We start from the raw sequence: 9,641 nt of genomic DNA on the forward strand, positions 1-9,641 counted from the left end.
TCACCCCCGGAGACGCCGGTGCCGAGGAAGCCCAGGCCCCGGGAGGCCAGGGCCTGCTCGCGGCGGACGGTGTCCTCGAAGTAGCTGTTGCCGCCGTCGATCAACAGGTCGCCCTCGTCCAGGTGCCCGGCCAGCTCCTCCAGGACGGCGTCGACGGGCGGGCCGGCCTTGACCATGACCAGGATGCGGCGGGGCCGGGCCAGGGCGGCCACGAACTCCTCGGTCGAGAAGGTCCCGACCAGCTCGCCCTCGCCGCCGTGGCGCTCCAGCAGCTCGCGGGTGCGGCTCTCGGTCCGGTTGTGCACCGCGACCGGGAACCCGTTGCGGGCCGCGTTGCGGGCCAGGTTGGCCCCCATGGTGGCCAGGCCGGTGACGCCCAGCTCGCACTGTCCGGCCATCGGACCCTCCTCCGCCTTCGCGCGCGCTTGCCGTGCCGGCACGCTACCGCAACGATGAGCGGCCATGCAGACCCCCCCACCCGTATCACCCAGGGCCGAGCAGGTCTTGGACGGCCTCTGGAGCATCCCGGTGCCGATCCCCGGGAGCCCGCTCCCCTACGTGCTGGCCTACGCCTTCGCCGTGCCCGGCGGGGTGGTGCTGGTCGACCCGGGCTGGAACGCGCCCGAGGCGCTGGCCGCCCTCAGCGAGGGGCTGGCCGTCGCCGGGTTCCGGGTCGAGGACGTCCGCGGGGTCCTGGTCACCCACATCCACCCCGACCACTACGGCCTGGCGGCCCGGATCCGGGAGGTGTCGGGCGCCTGGGTCGGCCTGCACGCGGCCGACGCCGCCCTCGTCCCCGACCGCTACCGCGACGTCGACGCGCTGCTGGAGCGGACCTCGCGCTGGGTCGCCCAGACCGGCGCCCCGGCGGCCGAGCTGGCCGCGCTGCGCGACGCCAGCATGGCCCTGCGCCGCTTCGTGGTCGCCGGCCAGCCGGACCGGCTCGTGGCCGACGGCGACCGGCCGGACGTGCCCGGCTGGCGGCTGCGGGCGCTCCACACCCCGGGCCACACCCCCGGGCATCTCTGCTTCGTCGAGGAGCGGGCCGGGGTGGTGCTCACCGGCGACCACGTCCTGCCGACGATCAGCCCCAACATCTCCCGCCATCCCCAGGCCGGGCCCGACCCGCTGGCCGACTACCTGGCCTCGCTGGAGCGGCTGCGGCCCTACGGCGACGCGCTGGTCCTCCCCGGCCACCAGCGGCGCTTCCGGGGCCTGGGCGGACGGCTCGACGAGCTGGCCGCCCACCACGAGGCGCGTCTCGACGAGGCCCAGGCGCTGGTGGCGGACGGGGCGGCGACCATCTGGGAGGTCGCCACCCGGCTGGGCTGGAGCCGGCCGTGGGACGAGATCAACGGGATCATGCGCCGGGCCGCCCTCGGCGAGACGGCCGCCCACCTCACCCACCTGGAGCGCCGCGGCCGCCTGGAGCTGGCCGGCGACACCCCGCTGCGCTGGCGGGTCAGGGGTTCGCCGTCGCCGAGCTGACCCAGGCCAGGTAGCCGGAACTGCCGCGGTCGATCGGGACGGCGGTCAGCTCCGGGGTCTCGTAGCCGTGGTTGGTCTCGATGTGGGCGTTGACGGCGTCGAAGCGGGCGGTGGTGGTCTTGATCAGGCACAGCCACTCCTCGGCGGTCTCGATCGCCCCCTGCCAGCGGTAGGTGCTGGAGATCGGGCCGAGCACCTGCACGCAGGCGGCCAGCCGCCGCTCGACCAGGTCGCGGGCCAGCCGTTCGGCGTCCTCGCGGGCGTCGGTCGTGGTCATCGCCATCAGGTACCGGTCGGGCACTTGGCAGTCACCTCGTCGCGGGGTCAGGCTTGCTCGGGCGCAGGGATCGTACGGCTCGGGACGCGCCGGGCCAGCACGGCCGCCAGCAGGGCCACGGCGGCGGTCAGGGCGAAGGCGCCGGCGATGCCGGCCCCGGGCGGCCAGCCGGAGGCGGCCCCGGCCGCGACCAGGACCCCGCCGAGGCCGGCCCCGAGGGCCACCCCGAGGGTCTCGGTCAGCTGGAGCGAGGCGCTGGCCGCCCCCTCCTGACCGGCTGGGGCCTCGCCGAGCATGATCAGGGAGATGGGCGAGTAGGCCAGGCCGATCCCGAAGCCGCCCACCGCCCAGCCGGCCACCCCCACCGCCACCGGCACGGCCGGCAGCAGGGCGGCCGCCTCGCAGGCGATCCCGGCGGCCACGATCAGGAACCCGGCCCGGATCAGCCGCCGGCCCGGCCAGTCGGCCGCCTTGCGCTCCTGGACCCAGGACCCGGCCGTCCAGGCGAGGGTCGCGGCGGTCACGGCCAAGCTGGCCACGACCGTGCTCTGGCCCCGGACCGAGGTGAGGGCCAGGGGCACGTAGGTGTCGGCCCCGAAGAAGGCGAAGGTGAGCAGGCCCCGCGACAGCACCGTCACCGGCAGGCCCGGCCGGGCCGTGAGCGTCCCCGGCGGCAGCAGACCGCGCAGGGGGACCAGGCCGACGGCCAGCCCGGCGGCGACCAGCAGCGCTCCGGCCACCGGCGAGCGGCTGGTCAGGCCGGCAAGGACCAGGCCGGCCCCCGCGGCCACCGCCACCGCCCTGGCCAGCCGGCCCCGCTGCACCAGCGGCTCCTCCGGGGGGCCGAGCCGCCGCAGCGACCGCCAGGCCAGGGCGCCGGAGGCGAGCACCAGCGGCAGCAGGCCGAGGAACACCCAGCGCCAGCCGACGCTGGCCGCGACCAGGGCCGACACGGCCGGGCCGATCAGGCCGGGCACCACCCAGGCGGTCGAGAGGACGGCGAACACCCGCGGCCGCAGGGCCTCCGGATAGCTGCGGCCGATGGCGGCGTAGGCGACCGCCGGGACCGCCCCCGCCCCCAGCCCCTGGAGCCCGCGGGCCAGCACCAGCACCAGCATGGTGGGGGCGAGGCCGCCGATGGTGAGGCCGACCACGAACACCAGCACCCCGGCCACGAACGGCGGGGCCGGGCCGCGCCGGTCGGCCTGGCCGCCGGCGACCACGATGCCGACCAGCAGGCCGAGCTGGAAGGCGCTGGTGACCCAGCCGTACAGCCCGATGCCCTGGAGGTCGTCCTTGATCGTGGGCAGGATCGTGATGACGGCCAGCGCCTCGAAGGCGACCAGGGTGATGGTGAGCACCAGGCCCACGGTGAGCCCGCGCCGGGCGGGCGTCATCAGCCCGGCCGGCCGCCTCGACGACCGCTTCATGGTTGGCCCACGCGGTCATGCTACCGGCCAGGCCCGGCGGCCAGGGCCGGCTTGACAGGCAACCGGCGGGTTTGGAAGGGTACGCCCGTCGTCGGCCAACCCCCCAATCCCCCAATTGGGCCAACGGCACCGCACGGAGCACGCGCGGACGCCCACACGTCCGGGCGGCTGCTGCGCTGGTGACGGTTATGGCCCGCTTCCCCGAGAGGCTCGCCAGCTTGGGCAACGAACCGGCAGCACGCGGCTCCAGGGCACGACCCCGGCACGCCCGGGCCGGCTCGCCGTGGCCGGGCAAGCTCAAGATGGGGTTCCTGATCGTCTTCCCCCTGCTGCTGGCCTGGGCGCTGCTGCCGGCCAGCGCCAAGCCGGGCGCCGGACGGCCGCTCGGTCAGGACCGGACCGCCTCGGCCGCGCCGGCGCCCGACACCGTCCGGCTGGCCTCGCTGGTCAACGCCGAACGGTCCCGCCGCGGCCTGCCCACCCTGAGCGTGCTCCCCCGCCTGTCGAGCCTCGCCGGCGCCCAGTCGGCCCGCATGGCCGCGACCCGCCGCCTGTCGGCCAGCCCGGGGCTGGCCGACGCCGTCCAGCCGGCCTCCGTCTGGGAGGAGCAGGTCCGCTGCGCGGCCAGCGTCGAGGCGGCCCATCGGGAGCTGATGCGCTCGGCCGGGGCCAAGCGCCGCATCCTCAGCCGCTCCTTCAACGCCATCGGGGTCGGGGCGGCCAGCGGCGGCTGCGTCTGGGTGACCGAGCTGCTGGCCAAGGTGCCGGACGCGACCGCCGCCGGGACCGCCCGCCGGCCCGTGCGCCCGACCACGACCACCACCGCCCCCACCACCACGACCCGGGTGCGGACGACCACGACCAGGGCGGCGCCACGGACCACGGCGCCCCCGACGACCCAGGCCGCCGCCGGCGCCCCCGGGGGCGGGTCCACCGCCCAGAAGCTGACCAGCGACCTGTTCGACCGGCTCAACGCCGAGCGCCGGGCCAGGGGCCTGGCCGCGCTGCGCTGGGACGGCGACCTGGCCCGGGTCGCGGGCGACTGGTCGGCCGAGATGGCCAGCAGCGGCAACTTCCGCCACCGCGACCTTGGCGCGGCCGGCGACCTGGCGGGCATGGCCAAGTTCTCGGCCCTTGGCGAGAACATCGCCTGGGTCGAGGGCTACCCGAGCATGGGCAACCAGCTCCACGTCGGCTGGATGCGCTCGGAGGGGCACCGGGCCAACATGCTCCAGCGCGGCTACGACTCGGTCGGGATCGGGGTCGTCTGCTCCGGCGGCCGGGCCTGGGCGACCCAGAACTTCGGGCGGCTGGACAGCTCCAGCGCGCCGTCGATGAGCTCCGGCACCCCGGCCGAGGAGCCGATCGTGGCCACCCGGTCCGACGGCGTCCGCTGCTGAGCCTGGAAGAGGTTTCGCGGCCGGCGGCACTCGTGGTCAGATGGGCCTGCCAACGGTGGAGGCTGGGCCACCCCGAACGACGAACGACCGAGGCGGTGCGGGCATGCTCAAGGCATGGGTGCTGATCCAGACGGAGGTGGGCAGGGCCGGCGAGGTGGCGGCCGCCGTGACCGCCATCGACGGGGTCGAGCTGTCCGAGGTGACCGCGGGCCCGTTCGACGTCATCGCCAAGGTCGCCGCGCCCAACCTGGACGCCCTCGGCAAACTGATCGTCAGCCGGGTCCAGGCCGTCCCCGGCACCCTGCGCACCCTCACCTGCCCGCGCCCCGGCCCCGACCGCGGGGACGCGGCCTAGCCCGCGCGCCATGGGCCAGCCGCCACCGCCGCCGCTGCACCCCGAGGCCGAGCCGCTGGCCGGGCTGCTCGGCACCTGGCGGGGCGAGGGCGCCGGTGAGTACCCCACCATCGCCCCGTTCCGCTACGGCGAGGAGGTGCGCTTCTGGCACGTCGGCAAGCCGTTCCTGGCCTACACCCAGCGGACCTGGAGCCTGGACGACGGCCGCCCCCTGCATGCCGAGGCCGGCTACTGGCGGGCCAAGCCGGGTGGCGCCGTCGAGCTCGTCCTCGCCCACCCCACCGGCATCGTCGAGGTCCAGGAGGGCCACGTGAACGGCGGCCGGTTCGAGCTCCGCAGCACCACCATGGCCGGTACCGCCACCGCCAAGCAGGTCGACGCCCTCCACCGCCGTTTCGACCTCGACGGCGACCGCCTCAGCTACACCGTGGCCATGGCCGCCGTCGGCCAGCCCCTCCGGCACCACCTGGCCGCCGAGCTGCACCGCACCGGCGTCACGGCCTGACCACCCGGCCCAGGTCGGGCGGGGGCGGGAGGTGGGCCTGGGCCGCCTCCAGAGCCTCGGCCGCGGCCAGGGCGGCCGGGGGGAGGGGGCTGGAGCGGCGGGCGGCCAGGTCCACGTGGAGGGCCAGCTCCTCGTGGGTGGCGGCCAGGACCCCGCGGTCGAGGTTCTCCATGGCCAGCAGGTAGTGCAGCTTCTTGGCCGAGTGCCCGACCAGCCGGGCCAGGACGCGGTAGCGCTCCCCCTCGGCCAGCTCGGCGTGGTAGCGGGTGTGCTCCTCCACCACCATCAGGGTGGCCCCGGTCCGTGCCGTGTACTCGTCCGGGCCCAGCCCCAGGTGCGCGAACAGCCCGTCGGTGGACAGGTCGAACGCGGCCCGGTAGTGGACGACGTTCATGTGGCCGTTGTAGTCGATCGTCTCCGGCCCGGCCCGGCCGCCACCCACCTCCAGCCAGCCGTCGAAGTCCGCCACGGTCAGGCGAGCAGCCGGCCGGCCAGGTCGTCGAGGTCGGTGACGACCAGCTCGGGCGGGTCGGCCAGGGGGTCGAGGACCTTGCCGGGACGGGCGACGAAGGCGGCCCGGCAGCCGGCCCGCAGCGCCCCGGCGACGTCCCAGGCGTGGGCGGCCACCAGCAGCACCTCGCCCGGCTCGACCCCAAGGCGGTCGGCCGCCATCCGGTAGGGCTCGGGCGCCGGCTTGAGGCGGCGCACCGTGTCGGCCGACAGCACCGCCTCGAGCTCGCCGATGATGCCGGCGTGCTCCAGCTGGGCCCGGGCGACCCGCTCGGTCGAGTTGGTCAGCGAGGCCAGGCGCAACCCGCCCTCCCGCAGCCGGCGCAGGGCGCCGGGCACCTCCGGATGGGCGGGCAGGCGGGTCATGCCGCCCACGAGCTCCTCGCGCTGGTCGTCGGACAGCTCGACGCCGAGGCGGGCCGCGGTCATCTCCAGGGCGGCCCGGCCGACCGCGCCGAAGTCGGCGTAGCTGCCGGTGATGGTGGCCACCATGGCCGACTGGAGCAGCTGGCCGAACCAGGCCACGCGCACCCCGCGGTCGCCGAACACCCGCTCGAACGCGTCGTCGAGCGCGGCCAGGTCGAGCAGCGTCTCGTTGACGTCGAACACGCACACCGGCGCCATGGCGGCCTCCTCGGTCGCGGCCTTCGGCGGGCAGCACACCAGGTCCGGCGGCCGGCGGCAACCCGCCGCGCTGGTATGGGAGGCTGGCGTCATGGACGATGCCGGCGGGCAGCCCTTCTGCTACCTGACCACCACCGGGCGGGTGTCGGGGCGGCCGCACACGATCGAGATCTGGTTCGCCCTCCAGGGCCGCACCCTGTACCTGCTGTCGGGCGGGGGCGACAGGTCGGACTGGGTGCGCAACCTCCGGCGCGACCCGGCGGTCACCGTGCGGCTCGGGCGGCGCGACGCGGCCGAGCTGCCGGGTCGCGCCCGGATGGTCGAGGCCGGAACGGACGAGGACGAGCTGGCCCGCCGGCTGGTGGCCGGCAAGTACCAGCCGACGTACGGCGGCGACCTGTCCGGCTGGCGCCGCTCGGCCCTGCCGGTGGCGGTCGACCTGGCTAGCAACGGTCGATGACCTCGCGGGCCACCTCGGCGAGCTTGCGCTCCGACGAGCGGGCGCGGCGACGCAGGAGCTCCAAGGCGCGCTGGGCGTCGATGCCCTCGCGTTCCATGAGGACGCCCTTGGCCTGCTCGATCAGGACCCGGGCGGTCAGCGCGAACTGCAGCTGGGCGGTCAGCTCGGTCTTGTGGCGGGCGTCGGTGATGGAGCCGATCAGGCGGCCGAGCATCACCGCGAAGGCGCGGACCGCGCCGACGTCGGCCTCGGTCCAGTGGCGCGTCTCATACGCCAGGGCGTTGCAGGTCCCGATGGGCTGGTCGTCGAGGACGACCGGGGCCGACAGGACGCCGCGGATCTGGTTGGTGCGGGCGGCCGGGCCGAGCCGGGGCCAGCGCGGATCGGACCGGAGGTCGGGGGTCCAGACGACCCGGACGGTGGCGAAGGCGTCGATGCACGGGCCCTCGCCCAGGTCACGCTCGGCCCGTTCGAACGCCTGCTCGGCCTCGTTGGTGGCGGTCACCCAGCCCAGCGCCCCCTGCTGGTCGGCCAGCATCAGCCCGACCCCGTCGGCGCGGAGCAGGGGGATGGCGGCCTCGATGGTCTCCTGCAGGGCCTCGGCCAGGCTGTCCCAGTCGGTGGCGCCCGCCCTGCCCGGCGGCGCGTCGCCGGCGCGGGTCTCGGCCTCCCGCAGCGTCCAGCCCAGCTCCACCACCCCGTCCCGTCCCGCCGGGACCGCCTCGACGGCCACGGCGGCGGGGCGGGGCCCACCCCGGCCGGGCTGCAGCGTCAGCTCCCAGGCCTGGGCGCCGCCGTCGACGAGGCGCCGCAGGCGGTCCTGGAAGCCGGCCCGGTCGTCGCCGGCCACGAACGCCGACAGCGGCCGGCCGGTCAGGGCTCGCTGGAACAGCGACCGGTAGCGGTCGAGGCGGCCCTGCAGCCGCTGGCGGGCCTCCGGCAGCTCGGGGTGCCGGTGACGGGAGCCGTCGAGTTCCATGGCGTGAAGCTTGTTACCCCGGCGGCCGCCCGCAATCGGGCGCCGGCGGCCCGGCGGCGCTAGGCTACCGGCCATGGCGGGCACCGATGACTGGACGGTCGAGCGGGCGAATGCGGCCCTGCCCTGGGTCGGGGAGGCGCTGACCCGGATCCGCGAGCTGGTGGCCGAGGCCAGGCGCGAGCGCGAGGGGACGGCGGCGCTGCTCGAGGGCAACGGCCACCCGGCCACCCCGAAGGGCACCGACGAGCTGCGGGCCGCGGTCGAGACCCTGACCGGCGAGGGGATCGTCCTGCGGGACCTGGACGCCGGGTTGGTCGACTTCCCGGCGCGGCTGGAGGACGGCCGCGCCTACCTGCTCTGCTGGGTGCTGGGCGAGCCGGCGGTCGAGTGGTGGCACTGGCCCGACACCGGGTTCGCCGGCCGGCGGCCGCTGACCGACCCGCCCGCCTGAACCGGCCGGGCGGCCAGGACGGCCAGAGCGGGTCGTCGGCGGGCCGCGGCCCCTTGGGCGGCGCGTGCGGCGGCCGTCGCAGGTGCTCAGGTGAGCAGGCTGGCCAGCAGCACGAGGTTGAGGACGACCAGCACGGCGACCGCCGCCCTGGCCAGGCGGCGCAGGGGGGCGCGGTTGGCGAACGACCCCATGACGTCGCGGCGGCTGGTCAGGGCGACCAGCGGGATGGCCACGGCCGGGAGGGCCAGCGACAGGGCGACCTGGCTCCAGACGAGGGCGGCCACCTCGTTGACGCCGGCGGCCAGGACGACGACGGCCGGGACCATGGTGACGGCCCGGCGGGCGATCGCCGGCACGCGCCAGCCGAGCAGGCCGTCGAGGACGAGCTGGCCGGCCAGGCTGCCGGTGGTCGAGGAGGCCAGCCCGGAGGCGAGCAGGGCGACGGCGAAGCCGGTGGCGGCCAGGGGGCCGAGCATGGGCCGCAGCGTCTCGTGGGCCTGGCCGAGGGACTCGACCACGACCCCGCCGCGGCCGAAGGTGGCCGCGGCCATGATCAGGATGGCCGCGTTCACGAGCAGGGCCAGGTTGAGGGCGACGGCCGTCTCGACGGTGGAGCGGCGCAGGACCCGCCGGCGCGGCTCGCTGCCGCAGCGCGACCGGATCAGCCCGGAGTGCAGGAACAGGTTGTGGGGCATGACCACCGCCCCGAGGATGCCGACGGCGATCGGCAGCGACTCCCCGTTCAGCGAGGGGATGGCCGCCCCGGCCAGGATCGGGCCGGCGGCCGGCCGGGCCAGGGCCACCTCGAGGGCGTAGACGCCGCCGATGACCCCGAGCAGCAGGAAGATGACCCGCTCGATGCGACGCATGCTGCCGGAGGCGAGCAGGCCGAGGACCAGGACGGCCCCGAGCCCGATGGCCGGGGCCAGGCCGATGCCGAGCAGCAGCCGCAGGGCCACGACCACGCCGATGAACTCGGCCATCTCGGTGGCCAGCATGGCCCCCTCGGCGACCAGCCAGTAGCCGAGCCGGGCCGGCGTGGGCAGCCGCGACCCGACGGCCGCGGCCAGGTCCTGGCCGGTGGCGATGCCGAGCTTGGCCGAGAGGTACTGGAGCATGACCGCGGTCAGGTTGGCCGCGACCAGCACCCACAGCAGCGAGT

At 76.2% G+C, this 9,641-nt stretch carries 13 protein-coding genes; 6 read left to right on the top strand and 7 right to left on the bottom strand.

Translation table 11 applies throughout. The annotated features are described in order from the left end of the window. Positions 1–398 (bottom strand): NAD(P)-binding domain-containing protein (locus VF468_29180; GenBank protein HEX5882360.1); only part of this gene is annotated, 398 nt, incomplete at its 3' end. A gap of 64 nt (positions 399–462) precedes the next feature. Here VF468_29180 and VF468_29185 point away from each other — a divergent pair. After that, positions 463–1,488 (top strand): MBL fold metallo-hydrolase, encoded by a 1,026-nt coding sequence (locus VF468_29185; GenBank protein HEX5882361.1) that lies wholly within the window; start codon positions 463–465, stop codon positions 1,486–1,488. Here the strand turns inward: VF468_29185 and cutA are convergent. Together cutA and VF468_29195 are read right to left on the bottom strand one after the other, a co-directional pair. Continuing rightward, complete coding sequence (gene cutA / locus VF468_29190; GenBank protein HEX5882362.1) at positions 1,463–1,771, bottom strand: divalent-cation tolerance protein CutA; 309 nt, start codon at positions 1,769–1,771, stop codon at positions 1,463–1,465. The two genes, VF468_29185 and cutA, sit on opposite strands and share 26 nt — an antisense overlap. Before the next feature lie 41 nt (positions 1,772–1,812). Continuing rightward, positions 1,813–3,195, bottom strand: a complete 1,383-nt coding sequence (locus VF468_29195) for an MFS transporter (protein HEX5882363.1) — start codon at positions 3,193–3,195, stop codon at positions 1,813–1,815. A 188-nt stretch (positions 3,196–3,383) separates the two neighbouring features. On the opposite strand from VF468_29195, the gene VF468_29200 reads away from it, so the two are divergent. The 3 genes from VF468_29200 to VF468_29210 all read left to right on the top strand — a co-directional run bounded on the left by VF468_29200 (position 3,384) and on the right by VF468_29210 (position 5,455). Next, a complete protein-coding gene (locus VF468_29200; protein ID HEX5882364.1) occupies positions 3,384–4,595 on the top strand; it encodes a CAP domain-containing protein in 1,212 nt (403 codons plus the stop codon). Between the two features lie 103 nt (positions 4,596–4,698). Further along, complete coding sequence (locus VF468_29205) at positions 4,699–4,950, top strand: Lrp/AsnC ligand binding domain-containing protein (GenBank protein ID HEX5882365.1); 252 nt, start codon at positions 4,699–4,701, stop codon at positions 4,948–4,950. A gap of 10 nt (positions 4,951–4,960) precedes the next feature. Next, positions 4,961–5,455, top strand: coding sequence for an FABP family protein (locus VF468_29210; GenBank protein ID HEX5882366.1), 495 nt, complete (start codon positions 4,961–4,963; stop codon positions 5,453–5,455). Here the strand turns inward: VF468_29210 and VF468_29215 are convergent. Both VF468_29215 and VF468_29220 read right to left on the bottom strand, forming a co-directional pair. Next, positions 5,445–5,924: a thioesterase family protein gene (locus tag VF468_29215; GenBank protein ID HEX5882367.1), complete on the bottom strand. Its 480-nt coding sequence runs from the start codon at positions 5,922–5,924 to the stop codon at positions 5,445–5,447. The two genes, VF468_29210 and VF468_29215, sit on opposite strands and share 11 nt — an antisense overlap. A gap of 2 nt (positions 5,925–5,926) precedes the next feature. Next, positions 5,927–6,589 (bottom strand): haloacid dehalogenase type II, encoded by a 663-nt coding sequence (locus tag VF468_29220; protein ID HEX5882368.1) that lies wholly within the window; start codon positions 6,587–6,589, stop codon positions 5,927–5,929. Between VF468_29220 and VF468_29225 the strand changes: the two genes are divergently transcribed. After that, positions 6,588–7,049 (top strand): nitroreductase/quinone reductase family protein, encoded by a 462-nt coding sequence (locus VF468_29225; protein ID HEX5882369.1) that lies wholly within the window; start codon positions 6,588–6,590, stop codon positions 7,047–7,049. The two genes, VF468_29220 and VF468_29225, sit on opposite strands and share 2 nt — an antisense overlap. On the opposite strand, the gene VF468_29230 is transcribed toward VF468_29225, so the two are convergent. Continuing rightward, entirely contained in the window at positions 7,033–8,028 is a 996-nt protein-coding gene (locus tag VF468_29230; protein HEX5882370.1) for a GAF and ANTAR domain-containing protein, read from the bottom strand. The two genes, VF468_29225 and VF468_29230, sit on opposite strands and share 17 nt — an antisense overlap. A 73-nt stretch (positions 8,029–8,101) precedes the next feature. On the opposite strand from VF468_29230, the gene VF468_29235 reads away from it, so the two are divergent. Next, positions 8,102–8,479 carry a DUF2203 domain-containing protein gene (locus VF468_29235; protein ID HEX5882371.1) on the top strand — a complete coding sequence of 126 codons (378 nt, stop codon included), beginning with the start codon at positions 8,102–8,104 and terminating at the stop codon, positions 8,477–8,479. An 86-nt stretch (positions 8,480–8,565) separates the two neighbouring features. On the opposite strand, the gene VF468_29240 is transcribed toward VF468_29235, so the two are convergent. Further along, on the bottom strand, positions 8,566–9,641 hold a 1,076-nt coding region (locus VF468_29240; GenBank protein HEX5882372.1), incomplete at its 5' end, for an Nramp family divalent metal transporter.

It is taken from the genome of Actinomycetota bacterium (assembly GCA_036280995.1).
In the GTDB taxonomy this organism is placed as follows: Bacteria; Actinomycetota; CALGFH01; order CALGFH01; family CALGFH01; genus CALGFH01.